Origin of the sequence: Nonomuraea marmarensis, assembly GCF_043197025.1 — a bacterium.
Lineage (GTDB): Bacteria > Actinomycetota > Actinomycetes > Streptosporangiales > Streptosporangiaceae > Nonomuraea > Nonomuraea marmarensis.
Genome location: NZ_JBICRM010000011.1, coordinates 120537 through 136101 on the forward strand (window position 1 = coordinate 120537; position 15565 = coordinate 136101).

Consider the following 15565-nt stretch of genomic DNA (forward strand, 5'->3'; position numbering starts at 1 on the left):
CCCTTCGTCCTCGTGTCAGTTTTCGTCGTCGTCATTGGACGCGGGAGCGGCGTCCGCGGGGACCGCCTCCGTGGGCTCGGCGACGGCCACCCGCGCCGGGCGCAACACCCTGTCACCCATCCGGTATCCAGGCTGCAGCACCTCGATCGCGGTCGGCTCGGTCACCTCCGGCGAATAGCTGTGCATCAGCGCCTCGTGGACCATCGGGTCGAACGGGTCGCCCTTCTGGCCGAAGGAGCTGAGGCCCAGCTTCGTGACCGCCGCTTCGAGGGACTCCGCCACCTTCGCGAAGCCGCCGGTCAGCTCGCCGTGGTCACGGGCCCGGCCGATGTCGTCGAGCACGGGCAGCAACTCGGCCAAGGCTCCCGCGACGGCCTGCTCGCGAACCGCGACCCGGTCGCGCTCGACCCTCCTGCGGTAGTTGGTGTATTCCGCCTGGAGGCGCTGCAGGTCGGAGGTCCGCTCGGCGAGCTGGGCCGCCAGCTCGCCGTCCGGCGGCTCCGGCGGCGCCTCGGCGGGCGCCACCTGTTGCGTTGCCGAGGTGTCGCGCACCTGCCCGGTCTCCGGATCGATCTTGCGCTTGTCGCGGATCACTGGCTCCTCGTGCCTGTTTTCACGCGCCGGCATCACTGGTCCTTCTTCGGCTGGTCTTCGTCGACGATCTCGGCATCGACCACGTCGTCATCGGCCTTCTGCTGGCCCTGACCGGCCGTGGCGTCCTGCGGGGCACCCTCGCCGGGCTGCTGCTGGCCCTGGCTCTGAGCGTAGATCGCCGAGCCCATCTTCTGGCTGACGGTGGCGAGCTTCTCCGCGGAGGTGCGGATGAGGTCGGTGTCGGTGCCCTCCAGAGCCTTCTTCAGCTCGGCCAGGGCGTCGTTGACCTCGGTCTTGATGTCGCCAGGGACCTTGTCGTCGTTCTCGCGGAGGAACTTCTCCGTCTGGTAGGCCAGCCCGTCGGCGTTGTTGCGGACCTCGGCCTCCTCGCGGCGCTTCTTGTCCTCCTCGGCGTACGACTCGGCCTCGCGCATCATCCGCTCGATGTCGTCCTTCGGCAGCGCCGAGCCGCCGGTGATCGTCATCGTCTGCTCCTTGCCCGTTCCCAGGTCCTTGGCGGAGACGTTGACGATGCCGTTGGCGTCGATGTCGAAGGTGACCTCGATCTGCGGGATGCCGCGCGGCGCCGGCGCGATGCCGGTCAGCTCGAAGGTCGCCAGCTTCTTGTTGTACGAGGCGATCTCGCGCTCGCCCTGGTAGACCTGGATCTGCACCGACGGCTGGTTGTCCTCGGCCGTGGTGAAGACCTCGGAGCGCTTGGTCGGGATCGTCGTGTTGCGCTCGATGATCTTGGTGAAGATGCCGCCCTTGGTCTCGATGCCGAGCGACAGGGGGGTCACGTCGAGCAGCAGGACGTCCTTGACCTCGCCCTTGAGCACGCCGGCCTGCAGCGCGGCGCCGATGGCCACGACCTCGTCGGGGTTGACGCCCTTGTTGGGCTCCTTGCCGCCGGTCAGTTCCTTGACGAGCTCGGAGACGGCGGGCATGCGGGTCGAGCCGCCGACGAGCACCACGTGCGCGATGTCCGCGACCTTGATCCCGGCGTCCTTGATGACCTGGTGGAACGGGCCCTTGGTGCGCTCGAGCAGGTCGGCCGTCAGCCGCTGGAACTCGCTGCGGGTGAGCTTCTCGTCGAGGTGCAGCGGGCCTTCGGACGACGCCGTGATGTAGGGCAGGTTGATGTTGGTCTCGGACTGGCTGGACAGCTCGATCTTGGCCTTCTCCGCGGCCTCACGCAGGCGCTGGAGGGCCATCTTGTCCTTGGCCAGGTCGACGCCGTGCGCGTTCTGGAAGCGCTTGACGAGCTCGTCCACGACGCGCTGGTCCCAGTCGTCACCGCCCAGGTGGTTGTCGCCGGAGGTGGCCTTGACCTCGACGAAGCCGTGGCCGTCCTCCTGGCCGACGTCGAGCAGCGACACGTCGAAGGTGCCGCCACCGAGGTCGAAGACCAGGATGGTCTGGTCCTGCTCCTTGTCGAGCCCGTAGGCGAGGGCCGCCGCGGTCGGCTCGTTGATGATGCGGAGCACGTTGAGGCCCGCGACCGTGCCGGCCTCCTTGGTGGCCTGGCGCTGGGCGTCGTTGAAGTAGGCCGGGACCGTGACCACCGCGTCGGTGATCTTCTCGCCCAGGTACGCCTCCGCGTCCTGCTTCAGCTTCTGCAGTACGAACGCGCTGATCTGCTGCGGCGAGAACTTCTTGCCGTCGATCTCCTTGGACCAGTTGGTGCCCATCTCCCGCTTGACGGAGCGGATCGTCCGGTCCACATTGGTGACGGCCTGCCGCTTGGCGACCTCACCGACCAGGACTTCGCCGTTCTTCGCGAAGGCGACCACGGACGGCGTGGTCCGCGAGCCCTGCGCGTTGGCGATGACGGTGGGCTCACCGCCCTCGAGGATCGAGACGACGGAGTTGGTCGTCCCAAGGTCGATACCTACCGCACGTGCCATGAGTACGTCCTTGTAGTCAAAGTTGAGTCGGTTGGACTCAAGCTACGGATGCGTGTCGTCTTTGTCAAACGACTTGAGCCTACTCGACTCAACCCTGATGAGGGCAAAAGCATTCCCCACACAACAGGGGTAACGGGGATGCGATCCAGGAAGGTTCCTGCCGCAAGGGCAGACCCCCGGAACGGTGGGCGCGCGCCGGGGGTCTGCGTGGGGGGATGGCTCAGTTGACAGGTGCGTTCATGTCGTTCTGGATCTCCGTGGCGGTGAGTGCGCGGTTGTAGACGCGGACGTCGTCGATGAGGCCGTTGAAGTATTCGCCCCAGAGGCTGCTGCCGCCGATGCGGAGGGCTTGGGTGTCGCTGCGGATGGTGCCGGTGACGGTTTTCTGGGCTGTTTGGGTGCCGTTGGTGTAGAGGCGCAGGGTGGTGCCGTCGTAGGTGGCGGTGAGGTGGGTCCAGGTGTTGAGTGGGAGGCCGGCCGTGCCGGGGAGGCCTTGGTCGGTGGTGGTGACGATTTCGGTGTAGGGGCGGTTGTTGTCGGCGTTGGCCCACAGGGCGTAGGCGACGCCGCTGGAGTGTTGTTTGATCAGGGCGGTGCGGTAGCCGGTGGCTGTTGCCGGGTTGAGCCAGGCTTCCAGGGTCATGCCGGTGGTGAGGCGGAGGGTGGTGGAGTCGGGGATGTTGACGTAGGCGTTCGAGCCGTTGAAGGACAGCGCCTTGCCGTACTTGCCGGAGTTGCTCCAGGCGGCGTTGGTCAGGGTGCCGGTGTTCGACTTGCCCGAGGAGTCGGTGACGGTGGTGCCGGTGCCCTCGTTCATGCCGTACGCCGCGACGAGGCCCGTGTTCGCCGGGGGTGCGGTGACGTTGGCGGTGGCCTCGTTCGAGGCGGGGCTCGGCAGGTTGACCGCGTCGAAGGCGATCACCTTGTAGTAGTACGTGCCCGCCGGCACGCCCGAGTCCGTGAACGAGGTGCTCGTCGCCGAGCCGACCTGGTTGCCGCCCGACGGGGTGAACCCCGCCGTGGCCGAGCGGTGGACGTTGTAGCCGACCACGCCCACGTTGTCGGTCGAGGCGGCCCAGGCGAGCTGGGCGCTGCCCTGGCCGCCGGTCGCGGTGAGCGAGCCCGGCGCCGTCGGCGGCTGCGTGTCGGGCGGGCCGACGGGGCCGATGGGAGTGTTCAGGTCGTTCTGGATCTCCGTGGCGGTGAGTGCGCGGTTGTAGACGCGGACGTCGTCGATGAGGCCGTTGAAGTATTCGCCCCAGAGGCTGCTGCCGCCGATGCGGAGGGCTTGGGTGTCGCTGCGGATGGTGCCGGTGACGGTTTTCTGGGCTGTTTGGGTGCCGTTGGTGTAGAGGCGCAGGGTGGTGCCGTCGTAGGTGGCGGTGAGGTGGGTCCAGGTGTTGAGTGGGAGGCCGGCCGTGCCGGGGAGGCCTTGGTCGGTGGTGGTGACGATTTCGGTGTAGGGGCGGTTGTTGTCGGCGTTGGCCCACAGGGCGTAGGCGACGCCGCTGGAGTGTTGTTTGATCAGGGCGGTGCGGTAGCCGGTGGCTGTTGCCGGGTTGAGCCAGGCTTCGAGGGTCATGCCGGTGGTGAGGCGGAGGGTGGTGGAGTCGGGGATGTTGACGTAGGCGTTCGAGCCGTTGAAGGACAGCGCCTTGCCGTATTTGCCGGAGTTCGACCACGTGGTGTTCGACGTGGTGCCGGTGTTCGACTTGCCCGAGGCGTCCCCGACCGTGGCGCCGGTGCCCTCGTTCATGCCGTAGGCGGCCACCAGGCCCGTGTTCACCGGCGTCGGCGCGTACGTCGCCGTGTACGCCGTCGCCGTCGCGGGCGCCATGACGTTGTGGCCGGCGGCGCCCCCGTCCGACCAGGAGCCGAACGAGTAGCTCGCGCCCGAAGACGTCTGCGGCGACGGCGCGGAGATCGAGTTGCCCGAGCCGACGATCACCGTACGGGTGAACGGCGTCGTCGTCTGCTCGCTGTTGAAGCCCAGTTGCATGCCCGCGGGCGACGACTGGAACGTCAGGTTCACCGTGCGCGGCTGCAGCAGCACGCTCTTGGTGTCCGTCAGGCCCTGGGCGTCCGTCACCGTCAGGCGCAGCTCCAGATGCGACGGGTAGTCGTGGTCAGGGGCCTGGAAGGAGCCGCTCGCGCCCGTGAACGTGGTGATCTCGTGCTCGTGGCACGTGCTCGGGCAGTGGTGCAGGACGAGGGTCCACTTCATGCGCGTGCCGGGGATGGTGCCGTCCTGGGCGTCGGCGCCCGTACCCGCGAACGTGATCGTCTGGCCCACCGCCCAGGTGGTCGTGGCGGTGGGGGAGTTGAGCGTGGCCGTGGGCGGGGTGTTGTTCACGTTGACCGTGACCGAGGCGTCGCCCTGGCCGCCCCTGCCGTCGCTTACGCGCAGCCGTACGACGTAGGAGCCCGGCTGGGCGTAGGTGAACGACGGGGTGGCCGAGGTGGAGTCGTCGAGCTCGCCGTCGCCGTCCAGATCCCACGCGTACGTGAGGGGGTCGCCGTCGGCGTCCGTGGAGCCCGCGCCGGAGAGGCCGACCGCCAGCGGGGCGGTGCCCGAGGTCGTGTTCGCGCTGATGACCGCCGTCGGCGGGGTGTTGTCGTAGATATAGCGGACGATCGTGCCGTGGTCGTAGTCCACCGCGAACAGGTCGCCGCCGGGGCCGATCTCCAGCTCGACCGTGGGCATGCCGGAGTCGAAGGTCTGGATGGTCGCCGGGTCGGGCAGGCCGTTCGCGCCCTTGGTCATCACCCACACGCACTGGCGGCTGTAGTCGGAGAAGAACAGCGCGTCGTCGTACCCGGCCGGGTACGCGCCGCCCTCGTAGAACGCCACGCCGCTGGCCGACGAGCCGCCCGACGGGCAGGGGTCGTTCGGGGCTGGGCGGGCGTTGTGGTTCCACGAGAAGTACGGCTGCGCGTGCGCGGCGGCCCCGGCCGCGTAGAAGTTCTCGCACAGGGTCAGGTTGAGGTTGTCGTAGCCGCCCTGCCTGCCGTCGCCCTCGTAGCAGGGCCAGCCGAAGTTCGAGACGCCTGAGGTCGGGGTGGCGACGCGGTTGATCTCCTCGAACGTGTTCCAGCCGACCTCGCCGAGCCAGATCTCGGGCGTGCCCGGCCTGTTGGTGATGCGGAACGGGTTGCGCAGGCCGTGGGCGACGACCCTGGCGACGTTGGGGTCGGAGCTGCCGGCGTTCGGGTTGCCGGCGGCGGCCGCCCCCGTGTCCGGATTTATCCGGATCAGGGTGCCGTCGAGACCGGCCGGGTCGCCGCTGGTGCGCACATCCTGCGAGCGCAGCGCGCCGCCTTCCGCGCTGGGCGGCGCGAGCGCGGTGCCGACCGGCGAGGGCGGGTCGCCGCACGGGTTGTCGGGGGTGGTGTCCGAGGCGGTCAGGTTGTCCTGGCCGTAGTCGGCGAAGTTGAAGCTGGCGCCGTCGCCGCCGGTGGCGTACAGCATGCCGTCGGGGCCGAACTGGAGATCGCCGGTGGAGTGGCTGGGGTGCTGCTGGCACCAGTCGGTGATCAGCGGGGTCTCCGCACCGGTCGGCGAGATGACGGACAGGCGGCCGGTGATGAGGCAGCCGTCGCCGGTCGCGCCCGGCGGGGTGGGGCAGGGGTCGTCGGTGGCGCCCGCCGTGCCCCAGCGCGGGGCCGTGCCGCCCGGGACGGCGTCGTACGCGTACAGGACGAAGATGCGCGGGTCGGCGGGGAAGTTCGGATGCAGGGCCATGCCCAGCAGGCCGCGGTCCCAGAAGTTGTGCACCTGCGTGCGTAAGTCCGCGTACGTCGTCGGCGTCGTGTCGGTGAGCGAGTCGAAGACCTTGATCAGGCCGTTCTTCTCCGCCACGAACACGCGCCCGTCAGAGGCGAACTCGATGTTCGAGGGATGGTTCAGCCCGCTGAACACGGTCTGCTTCTGGAACGCCGCCGGCAGCGCCTGGGCGGCCGGGCTCGCCAAGGCGATCAGGCTGACGGACATGAGTAAGAACGAGGACAGGGCATGGCCAAGCTGTCTCACAGGACCCCCCAGTGATGAGCAGCGTCACCTTCGACGCCCCCACGCCTCCGGTGCCTGATCGATGTATCGCAACAAATCGATCATTTGTCACCAGGGGTGTCCGTTCTTGGACACGCTATTTGGAACCGTCCACAATCTTTCGCTTGCCGAGAGCCTTCTTGAGCTTGACCGTCGTGGTCTTCTCGATCGCGATCATGATGCACGAGACGTTCCTGGCCTTGGGCGAGGTGCCCTCGTACAGGGTGATCGTGACCTTCTTGGAGGTTTCCTTCACCTTGACCCGGTCCAGGACCGTGCAGGGGGCGACGCCCGACCACCAGGTGAGCTGGATCTTCCTGCCCTTGGACACCGGCTTGGCCTTGGTCCAGCGGACCTTGTGGACGTTGATCGCGTTGCCCGTCGGCTTGACCGGCTCGGGGCCCTTCGTGGGAGTGGTGGTGACGGGGTTCGCCACGGCCGGCGGCTTGGCCGGGGTCGTGGTGGCGGCTCGCTCGGCGGGCTGGGCAGCGCCGCAACTCGTTGCCAGCACCAGGCATCCGGCCAGGAGAGCCCCGGCGAAAGGAGTCCCGGCGAAAGGAGTCGCTGTCATTGTCCGCATACCTCTTGGACGGATGGCGCAGGTCGCCGGTTCAGCGATGTGCGGGGTTAGTGTGGTTCACGTGCTCCGTCAGGCCCTGCTCCTCATCTCCAGGAGCGAACGCGCCGAGCGCGTCATCTCCACCTCGCCGCTGACCAGAGACGTGGTCAGGCGCTACGTCGCCGACGACATCGGCGCCGCGATCGACGAGCTGACCCGCAGGGGCCTGCTCGTCACCGTCGACCATCTCGGCGAGGAGGTGACGGACCGGGCGCAGGCCGAGCGGGCCGTCGTCGAATACCTCTCGCTGCTCGACCTGCTGCCCGCGGGCGCCGACGTGTCGGTCAAGCTCACGGCGCTCGGGTTGCGGTTGTCGGAGCAGCTCGCCCTCGACCACGCCGCCGCCATCTGCCGGGCCGCCGAACGCAGGGACGTCACGGTGACGCTCGACGCCGAGGAGCACGACACGATCGCCGGGCTGCACTCCGTGCACGCCGCCCTGCGCCGGGAGCATCCCGACGTGGGCGTGGTGGTGCAGGCCTACCTGCCGGACTCGCTGGAGCGCTGCGAGAAGCTCGACGGGGCCCGCGTCCGCCTGTGCAAGGGGGCCTACACCGCTCCCGGCGCCTACACCTCGCGCACCGACATCGACCGCTCGTTCGTACGGTGCCTGAGAGTCCTCATGGAGGGCACCGGCTACCCCATGGTCGCCACGCACGACCCCAGGCTGGTGCGCATCGCCTCCACGCTGGCCGTGCTCGACGGCCGCGACGTGACGAACTTCGAATACCAGATGCTGTACGGCGTGCGCCCCGCCGAGCAGGCCCGCCTGGCCGGTCTGGGCTCCAGGATGCGCGTCTACGTCCCCTACGGCTCCGACTGGTACGCCTACCTCATGCGCCGCCTGGCCGAGCGCCCCCGCAACCTGGCCTTCTTCCTCAGGTCCCTGGTGTCGAGGGGCTAGCCGATAGGCTGCTGAGATGATTGCGATTCTGGGCACGGGCAAGATGGGCGAGGCCCTGCTGTCCGGACTGCTGCGCGCCGGGTTCAAGCCGGGCGACATCATGGCGACCACCCGCAGGGCCGAGCGGGCGCAGGCGCTGCGCGAGACCTACGGCGTGCGCACCGTCGCCAACTCCGAGGCGGCCAAGTCGGCCGACACGCTGATCCTGGCCGTCAAGCCGCAGGACATGGCCACGCTGCTGGCCGAGATCTCCCCCTACGTGCCTGCCGACCACCTGGTGATCACCGCCGCGGCCGGCATCACGACGGCGTTCGTGGAGCAGCGGCTCGGGGTCGAGGTGCCCGTGGTCAGGGTGATGTCCAACACGCCGATCAGGTTCGACGAGGCGATGAGCGTGATCTCGGCGGGCGCGCACGCGGGCGAGGAGCACCTCAAGCTCGCCGAGGGCCTGCTCAGCCCGGTCGGCAAGGTGCTGCGCATCCCCGAGTCCCAGCAGGACGCCGCCACGGCGTTGTCCGGGAGCGGTCCCGCCTACTTCTTCTACCTGGTCGAGGCCATGGTCGACGCGGGCATCCTGCTCGGCATGCCGCGCGCCGCCGCGCTCGACATGGTCACCCAGTCCATCGTCGGGGCCGCCGTGATGTTGCGCGACTCGGGCGAGCACCCGGTGATCCTGCGCGAGGCCGTGACCTCGCCCGGGGGCACCACGATCGCGGCGATCGCGGAGCTGGAGCGGCACAGCGTACGGGCCGCGTTCCTGGCCGCCATCGAGGCCGCCCGCGACCGGGGGCGCGAGCTCGCCTCCGGCTGAGCCCCGAGGCGGCTGCTTGAGAGGCCGGGTGGTCTTGCTCCTACGATGGGTCGGGTGACGTTACGTCGCGGGTTTGCCCCGCTGCTCGTCCTGTTAGCACTGACCGGCTGCACGTCGGAAGAGCCGGCGAACGTCCAGGTCGGCGAGGTCAGGCGGGCCCCGGTCAGCGAGGTCGTCGAGGCCCCCGCCACGATCGGCGCGCGCGCCTCGGCCACGCTGCGCTCGCCCGCCCAGGGCACGATCGCCAAGCTGTACGTCCGCGACGGCGACCGCGTGCGCAAGGGCGACCTGCTCGCCAAGATCAGCTCTCCCCAGGCCGAGGACCAGCTCAAACAGGCCCGTCAGGCCTCCAAGATGGCCGCGCCCGCGAGCTTCACGCCCAATGTGCGGCTGCCGTCGTTCGACACCACGGCGTTCGACCGCAAGGCCGCCGCGAACTTCGCGCAGGCTCGCAAGGAGGCCAAGAAGGTCGAGGACGCCGGGGCGCGCAAGCAGCTGCTGAACGCCATCGACCTGGCCCAGACCCAGCACCGGGCGCAGACCAAGGCGCTGGCCTCGATCACCGCCCAGCTCAACCGCTCGATCAGCGGCATCCTGTCCGGCGTGACCAGCGGGTTGTCCAGCTCCATGGCCTCGCTGCAGGCCGTCTCGAAGTCGCAGGCCAAGGCCGCGGTCAAAGCCGCCGAGAGCACGGTGAAGTCGCTGACGATCAAGGCCCCGTTCGGCGGCGTCGTCACGCTGGGCCGCGCCTCCGGCGGCGGCGGCCCCAGCGGGGTGGAGGGGCTGCTCAGCCAGCTTCCCGGCGGCGGCCAGCAGCTTCCCTCGGTGCCCTCGACGGGGTCCTCGTCGGGCACCCCGGTCGCGACGGGCGTGCCGGTCTCGGCCGGCGACTCGATCGTCACCGTCACCGACGTCTCGAAGCTCACCCTGGACGCCGACGTGGACGAGACGGACGTGCTGCTGGTCAAGAAGGGCCACAAGGCGGCGGTCGAGCTAGACGCGGTGCCGGGGGCCACGTACACGGCCGTGGTGACCGGCGTCGGCGTCACCCCCATGGAGGGCACCACGGGCGGCGTCAGCTACCCGGTGCGGCTCACGCTCGGCCCCGGCGCCTTCGACGACGGCTCCGAGGCGCCGACCCCCAAGCCGGGCATGAGCGCCGTGACGCGGCTGACCGTGCGCGAGTCGCCCTCCGCCGTCTCCGCGCCCGCCTCGGCGATCGTGTCCAGCGGGCGCGAGAGCGTGGTCTGGGCGCTCAGGAACGGCGCGGCTGAGCGGCGCGTGGTCAAGCTCGGGGCCCAGGGGGACGCCGTGGTCGAGGTGCTGAGCGGGCTGTCCGTGGGCGACCGGATCGTGGTCAAGGGCGCGGACTCCGTACGGCAGGGGCAGCGCCTCCCATGATCCCTGCCATCGAGGCCATCGACCTCACCAGGCGGTACCAGCTCGACGGCGTGGCCGTGGAGGCGTTGCGCGGCGTGTCGCTGCGGATCGACCAGGGCGAGTTCGCCGCCGTCATCGGCCCGTCGGGCTCTGGCAAGTCCACGCTCATGCATCTGCTCGGCTGCCTGGACCGGCCGAGTTCCGGGGTACTCAAGGTCAACGGTGTTGAAATATCTGGTTTGTCGGACACCGACCTGGCCGAGCTGCGGAACAAGACGATCGGCTTCGTCTTCCAGTCCTTCCACCTGCTGGCCAGGACCACGGCGCTGGACAACGTGGCGCTGCCGCTGGTCTACCGGGGGCTCGCCCGGGCCGAGCGACGGTCCAGGGCCAGGGCGGCGCTGGAGGCCGTGGGACTCGGGCACCGCCTGGAACACCGGCCGTCCCAGATGTCGGGCGGCGAGCAGCAGCGGGTGGCCATCGCCAGGGCGCTGGTCGGCGAGCCCAAGGTGCTGCTGGCCGACGAGCCCACGGGCAACCTCGACACCGCGAACGGGGCCGAGGTCATGGCCATACTCGACCGGCTCAACGGCGAAGGCGGCGTGGCCGTGGTGCTCGTCACGCACGAGCAGGAGATCGCGGCCCACGCACGGCGCCAGATCCACGTACGGGATGGGCTGATTGAGCTGGACACCGCATGAGAGGCGCAGAAGCGCTGGTCATGGCGCTGGAGGCGTTGCGCGTCAACCGGCTGCGCAGCGTGCTGACCATGCTCGGCGTCATCATCGGCGTGCTGGCCGTGGTGATCCTGGTGGCCATCGGCACGGGCGCGAAGGACGAGATCGAGAAGCAGATCTCCGGCCTCGGCACGAACATCATCCTCGTCGTCCCCGGCCGCATCAGCCTGGGCGCGGCCCCGACGCAGAGCAAGCTCGGCCTGGCCGACGTGGCGTACCTGCGGCGCGTGGTCGGCGACCCGTCGAAGGTCACGGTGTCGCTGCAGTCGGGCGAGACCGTACGCGTGGGCAGGGCCGAGGCGTTCGTCACGGTGATCGGCACCGACCAGAACCTGGTCAACATCTTCGAGCGGCCCGTCGGCAAGGGCCGCCCGCTGAGCGAGACCGACGTGGACACCCGGCGCAGGGTGGCGGTGCTGGGTTCCGAGGTGGCCGACCGGCTGTTCGGCGACCTGGACCCGATCGGGCGGCAGGTGACGCTGTCCGGGGCTCGGTTCCGGGTGGTGGGAGTGTACGCCACGGTCGGCCAGACGTTCGGGCTCTCCCGCGACCAGGAGGTCCACATCCCGGTGACGACGGCGCAGCGGCTGTTCGGGATCGAGCGGATCAACGGGCTCGCGGTCGGCGCCTCGGGGCCCGACGAGATCGACCCGCTGTCGGACAAGGTGACGGCCGCGCTGCGGGCGAGGTATCCGGGCGAGCAGTTCTCGGCGGTCACGCAGACCGCGCTGCTCGGCACGATCGGCAGCGTGCTCGGCATGCTCACCGGCGTGCTGGCCGCCATCGCGGGCATCTCGCTGCTGGTCGGCGGCGTGGGCGTGTCGAACATCATGCTGGTCAGCGTGCGCGAGCGCACCCGCGAGATCGGGCTGCGCAAGGCGCTGGGGGCCCGGCAGCGCGACATCCTGGCCCAGTTCCTCATCGAGGCGGTGCTGCTGACCACGATCGGCGGGCTCATCGGGATCGTGCTCGGGGTCGGCGGCGCGCTGACCATCGCGGCGCTCACCGAGGTGCCCGCGTCGATCACCTGGTGGTCGATCGCGCTGGCTTTCGGGGTGTCGGCGGCGGTCGGGGTGTTCTTCGGCGTGGCGCCGGCGCGGAGGGCGGGCAGGCTGGACCCCGTGATCGCCCTCCGCGCCGAGTGACTCAGGCGTCGCGCCGCTTCATCAGCACGGCCGCCGCCACCATGGTCACCGCCACCCAGACGAGGTAGACGCCGAACCCGCTCCCCGGGCCCAGGGAGCTGTCGCGCAGGGGCACCGCCACCAGCATCCCGGCGTTTGTGGTGAAGTAGTCGCCCACGATCTTGCCCACTCATCGGGCAACTGTCGATCACCTCGACCTCCACGGTTTTGGCCTCGTAGGCCAGGCGCACGCTGGCCCTGGCGCTGACCGCGTGCTTGCGCGTGTTGGTCAGCGCCTCCTGCACGATTCGGTAGACCGCGTGGTCCACGACGGCGGGTAACTCGACGGGCTCTCCTGTCACGGCGCCGGCCGCGCTCGTTGAGCTCGGCCCTGAGCCGTACGAGTTGCCCGGCGCCCACCGGTACGGCGACGAAGAAGAGCGCCGCCACCCAGCCGCCCGTTCCCGGCAGGCTCAGCTCCATCACGGTCGCGTGGACGGCGAACCCCACCGCCGCGCTGATCGCGGTCGTGCGGCCCGTGGTGTAGCGGCCCAGGCTGTAGAAGGCGATGGTCACGAAATTTCTCCCTTGAGGGAGGTTTCCCGGCCGTGAAACCCGCGCTACAACGAGATGTTCGCGCTGCGGTAACGTCGGCGCAAGATAAGAGTGCGCGTGGAGGAGTTGGCATGAGCCGGTCGGCACGGGTGATCTGGGACGACGCTCTCACCTCCTACAATTTCGGCCCGAGCCATCCACTCGCTCCCGTGCGCGTGGAGCTGACCATGGCGCTCGCCCGCGACCTCGGCGTGCTCGACAAGGTCGAGCTGGCCGGCTGCGAGCCCGCGACCGACGACGAGCTGGCCATGGTCCACGAGCGTCACTACATCGAGGCCGTCAAGCGCGTGTCCGCCTCCGGACTGCCCGACCTCGACGCCGGGCTCGGCACGCCCGACAATCCCGCGTTCAAGGGCGTGCACGAGGCCTCCGCGTTGATCGCCGGCGCCTCGCTGGCCGCCGCCCGCTCGGTCTGGGAGGGCACGGCAGAGCACGCGCTCAACGTCGCCGGCGGGCTGCACCACGCCATGCCCGCCCTGGCCAGCGGCTTCTGCGTGTACAACGATCCCGCGCTGGCCATCGCGTGGTTGCTGGCCCAGGGCGTGAGCCGCATCGCGTACGTGGACGTGGACGTGCACCACGGCGACGGCGTGCAGACCGTGTTCTACGACGACCCCCGCGTGCTGACGATCAGCCTGCACGAGAGCCCGCGCACGCTGTTCCCCGGCACCGGGTTCCCCGAGGAGACCGGCGCCGAGGGCACGTCCGTCAACGTGGCGCTCCCGGCGGGCACCGGCGACTCCGGCTGGCTGCGGGCCTTCCACGCGGTCGTGCCGCCGCTGCTGCACGAGTTCAGGGCGGAGATCCTGGTGACCCAGCACGGGTGCGACAGCCACGCGCTCGACCCGCTGGCCAACCTGATGCTCAGCATCGACGGCCAGCGCGCCGCGTACGCCGCCCTGCACCGCCTGGCCCACGAGACGGCGGGCGGGCGGTGGGTCGTGACCGGAGGCGGCGGCTACGAGCTGGTCCAGGTGGTGCCGCGGGCCTGGACGCACCTCATCGCCGAGGTGGCGGGCCATCCCATCGATCCGGCCACTCCTACGGGCCAAGACTGGCGCCGGTTCGTCAGGGAACGTACAGGGGAAACCCCACCGCTCACCATGACCGATGGCCGAAATCCGGAATTTCGTCACCTATCTGGTGGTTATGACCCTGCGGACCCCATAGACCGTGCGGTCATGGCGACCCGGCACGCGGTGTTCCCTCTGCACGGCCTCGACCCGATGCCCTAGCGAGAAAGAGAGCCCGTGCTGAGCCGCGACGAACTCCGCGAGCACCTCGTGTACAGCCGCATTGCCGGCGATGTCGCGACCTCCCGCGAGAACAATCTCGACCACTACAGCTCCCTAGCCAACGGCGACCCGTACTACATGCTGGGGCTGACGTTCGACCAGCCGTGGTCCTACCGCGACATCCTGGCGCTGATGGCCAAGTCCGCGGGTGTGGTCTCCGATCCCGATCACCGCTGGGGCCAGGACACGATCGACCCCGACCTGACGATCGACGCGATCGACGCCATGGCCGAGCGCGTCGCCGCCGTGCTGGCGCGGCAGAGTCCGCGCATCATGTTCGCCACCGGGCACCCGACCGGCCTGCTCGCCATCCACATGCCGCTGGCCAGGCTCTGCGCCGAGCGCGGCGCGCTGCTGATGACGCCGGCCGAGGGCTGGACGTACGCGGGGTCGAATTTCGGTCGGCCGAGAAGGATCCGCTACCTCGAAGACATCGCGATGCTCGACGACCGGGGCGGGTTCGTGCATACCCATGACGCGGCCCCGATGCGGCACATGCTCGCCGAGTGCGACGGGGACGCGCCGGACCTGGTGATCGCCGACCACGGCTGGGCGGGAGCGGCTGGAGAGGCCGGCGTGCCGACTGTGTCGTTCGCCGACAGCAACGACCCCGGTTTGTTCGTCGGCGAGGCGGAAGGCAAGATTGACGTAGTCGTGCCACTCGACGACAATGTGCTACCAAGATATTACGCTCCGTTGACGGCGCGACTTGTCACTCAGGTCTCACAAGCCCTTTGAGTCGAATTCGGTCATCCCCATACCGTCTTTTCGCGCCTGCATTCCAAGAGGCTCGCTGTCCCTTTGCCAACTTTTGATGGGCCTCCGGCGACTCTTATGTGTGGCAACTTGGACAGTTCCAACGTCCAAGTGAGGTGCTCGGCCCGGCTGCTGGCCAGCGATTTCGCTGGTTCGGCTGACAGGTGGCTCCGTCAACTGAGAAAATAGGGGGTTTGCGCACTCGGAGTCCCGACTTACGCTGACGGCAGTACACGTGCGTGAGCAATGGCACCAGTGGGGATAACCCGGAAACACGTGCGGAAGAGGCGTCCGATGGGTGCAGGCGAAAGACCTCTCAGTGAGGTGAAGTTCCTGACCGTAGCGGAAGTGGCGACGGTCATGAGGGTGTCCAAGATGACGGTGTACCGGCTCGTCCACTCTGGCGAGTTGCCGGCCATCCGAGTTGGCCGGTCGTTCAGGGTGCCTGAGCAGGCGGTACACGACTATCTGCGGGAGGCCTACATCGAGGCAGGTTGAAGTAGCGACGTGGCAGGACATGTCGTGAATGCTGTCGCGGGAGAGGCCCGGTCGCCGCGACGCGACCGGGCTCTCACCCCCCGGTGGGGCGATCTACCGTCGATCGCCGGTAGTCTGTGAGCCGGTGTGCGCTCGCACTCCGATTCAGACTTGGTACCAAGCACCTGGGGGTCCCGTGGGCTCTGTGATCAAAAAGCGCCGCAAGCGGATGGCTAAGAAGAAGCACCGCAAGCTGCTCAAGAAGACGCGCATCCAGCGGCGTAACAAGAAGTAACCG

Annotated in this window: 15 protein-coding genes; 10 read left to right on the top strand and 5 right to left on the bottom strand. The window is 69.2% G+C overall.

Going from position 1 to position 15565, the window contains the following annotated elements:
- Nucleotides 1-15: 15 nt before the first annotated feature.
- The 4 genes from grpE to ACFLIM_RS20160 form a co-directional block, all read right to left on the bottom strand.
- Nucleotides 16-627: a nucleotide exchange factor GrpE gene (grpE, locus tag ACFLIM_RS20145; RefSeq protein WP_393167547.1), complete on the bottom strand. Its 612-nt coding sequence runs from the start codon at nt 625-627 to the stop codon at nt 16-18.
- Nucleotides 627-2501, bottom strand: coding sequence for a molecular chaperone DnaK (gene dnaK / locus ACFLIM_RS20150; RefSeq protein ID WP_393167548.1), 1875 nt, complete (start codon nt 2499-2501; stop codon nt 627-629). Before dnaK ends, grpE begins: the two co-directional genes overlap by 1 nt.
- 220 nt (nt 2502-2721) lie before the next feature.
- Nucleotides 2722-6492, bottom strand: coding sequence for a LamG-like jellyroll fold domain-containing protein (locus tag ACFLIM_RS20155; protein WP_393167550.1), 3771 nt, complete (start codon nt 6490-6492; stop codon nt 2722-2724).
- 154 nt (nt 6493-6646) lie between these two features.
- Nucleotides 6647-7120, bottom strand: a complete 474-nt coding sequence (locus ACFLIM_RS20160; RefSeq protein WP_393167551.1) for a hypothetical protein — start codon at nt 7118-7120, stop codon at nt 6647-6649.
- A gap of 70 nt (nt 7121-7190) precedes the next feature.
- Between ACFLIM_RS20160 and ACFLIM_RS20165 the strand changes: the two genes are divergently transcribed.
- From ACFLIM_RS20165 to ACFLIM_RS20185, 5 genes are read left to right on the top strand one after another with little or no spacing between them, the layout of a single operon-like run.
- Nucleotides 7191-8072 carry a proline dehydrogenase family protein gene (locus ACFLIM_RS20165; protein ID WP_393167553.1) on the top strand — a complete coding sequence of 294 codons (882 nt, stop codon included), beginning with the start codon at nt 7191-7193 and terminating at the stop codon, nt 8070-8072.
- A 16-nt stretch (nt 8073-8088) separates the two neighbouring features.
- Nucleotides 8089-8883 (top strand): pyrroline-5-carboxylate reductase, encoded by a 795-nt coding sequence (proC, locus tag ACFLIM_RS20170; RefSeq protein WP_393167555.1) that lies wholly within the window; start codon nt 8089-8091, stop codon nt 8881-8883.
- Nucleotides 8884-8937: 54 nt separating this feature from the next.
- Complete coding sequence (locus tag ACFLIM_RS20175; RefSeq protein ID WP_393167557.1) at nt 8938-10284, top strand: efflux RND transporter periplasmic adaptor subunit; 1347 nt, start codon at nt 8938-8940, stop codon at nt 10282-10284.
- Nucleotides 10281-10964 carry an ABC transporter ATP-binding protein gene (locus tag ACFLIM_RS20180; RefSeq protein WP_393167559.1) on the top strand — a complete coding sequence of 228 codons (684 nt, stop codon included), beginning with the start codon at nt 10281-10283 and terminating at the stop codon, nt 10962-10964. Before ACFLIM_RS20175 ends, ACFLIM_RS20180 begins: the two co-directional genes overlap by 4 nt.
- On the top strand, nt 10961-12145 hold the full coding sequence (locus tag ACFLIM_RS20185) for an ABC transporter permease (protein ID WP_393167561.1): 1185 nt from the start codon (nt 10961-10963) through the stop codon (nt 12143-12145). Before ACFLIM_RS20180 ends, ACFLIM_RS20185 begins: the two co-directional genes overlap by 4 nt.
- 1 nt (nt 12146) lies before the next feature.
- Here the strand turns inward: ACFLIM_RS20185 and ACFLIM_RS20190 are convergent, their stop codons facing one another.
- A complete protein-coding gene (locus tag ACFLIM_RS20190; RefSeq protein ID WP_393167563.1) occupies nt 12147-12314 on the bottom strand; it encodes a hypothetical protein in 168 nt (55 codons plus the stop codon).
- Between the two features lie 189 nt (nt 12315-12503).
- Here ACFLIM_RS20190 and ACFLIM_RS20195 point away from each other — a divergent pair, with 189 nt between their 5' ends.
- The 5 genes from ACFLIM_RS20195 (at nt 12504) to ACFLIM_RS20215 (ending at nt 15562) form a co-directional block, all read left to right on the top strand.
- Nucleotides 12504-12671, top strand: a complete 168-nt coding sequence (locus ACFLIM_RS20195; protein WP_393167564.1) for a hypothetical protein — start codon at nt 12504-12506, stop codon at nt 12669-12671.
- Nucleotides 12672-12810: 139 nt separating this feature from the next.
- The gene (locus ACFLIM_RS20200; RefSeq protein WP_393167566.1) at nt 12811-13974 is read left to right on the top strand and encodes an acetoin utilization protein AcuC; all 1164 of its coding nucleotides are present in this window, start codon (nt 12811-12813) and stop codon (nt 13972-13974) included.
- A gap of 15 nt (nt 13975-13989) precedes the next feature.
- The gene (locus ACFLIM_RS20205; protein WP_393167568.1) at nt 13990-14772 is read left to right on the top strand and encodes a phosphatase; all 783 of its coding nucleotides are present in this window, start codon (nt 13990-13992) and stop codon (nt 14770-14772) included.
- A 312-nt stretch (nt 14773-15084) separates the two neighbouring features.
- Nucleotides 15085-15288, top strand: a complete 204-nt coding sequence (locus ACFLIM_RS20210; protein WP_026214222.1) for a helix-turn-helix domain-containing protein — start codon at nt 15085-15087, stop codon at nt 15286-15288.
- Between the two features lie 175 nt (nt 15289-15463).
- Nucleotides 15464-15562 (top strand): 30S ribosomal protein bS22, encoded by a 99-nt coding sequence (locus ACFLIM_RS20215; protein WP_018654693.1) that lies wholly within the window; start codon nt 15464-15466, stop codon nt 15560-15562.
- The last annotated feature ends 3 nt before the right edge of the window (nt 15563-15565 follow it).

Excerpts from the sequence above, each read along its gene's own strand:
- grpE (WP_393167547.1), bottom strand. The coding sequence starts at position 627 with ATGCCGGCGCGTGAAAACAGGCACGAGGAGCCAGTGATCCGCGACAAG.
- dnaK (WP_393167548.1), bottom strand. The coding sequence starts at position 2,501 with ATGGCACGTGCGGTAGGTATCGACCTTGGGACGACCAACTCCGTCGTC.
- ACFLIM_RS20155 (WP_393167550.1), bottom strand. The coding sequence starts at position 6,492 with ATGTCCGTCAGCCTGATCGCCTTGGCGAGCCCGGCCGCCCAGGCGCTG.
- ACFLIM_RS20160 (WP_393167551.1), bottom strand. The coding sequence starts at position 7,120 with ATGACAGCGACTCCTTTCGCCGGGACTCCTTTCGCCGGGGCTCTCCTG.
- proC (WP_393167555.1), top strand. The coding sequence starts at position 8,089 with ATGATTGCGATTCTGGGCACGGGCAAGATGGGCGAGGCCCTGCTGTCC.
- ACFLIM_RS20180 (WP_393167559.1), top strand. The coding sequence starts at position 10,281 with ATGATCCCTGCCATCGAGGCCATCGACCTCACCAGGCGGTACCAGCTC.
- ACFLIM_RS20185 (WP_393167561.1), top strand. The coding sequence starts at position 10,961 with ATGAGAGGCGCAGAAGCGCTGGTCATGGCGCTGGAGGCGTTGCGCGTC.
- ACFLIM_RS20200 (WP_393167566.1), top strand. The coding sequence starts at position 12,811 with ATGAGCCGGTCGGCACGGGTGATCTGGGACGACGCTCTCACCTCCTAC.
- ACFLIM_RS20210 (WP_026214222.1), top strand. The coding sequence starts at position 15,085 with ATGGGTGCAGGCGAAAGACCTCTCAGTGAGGTGAAGTTCCTGACCGTA.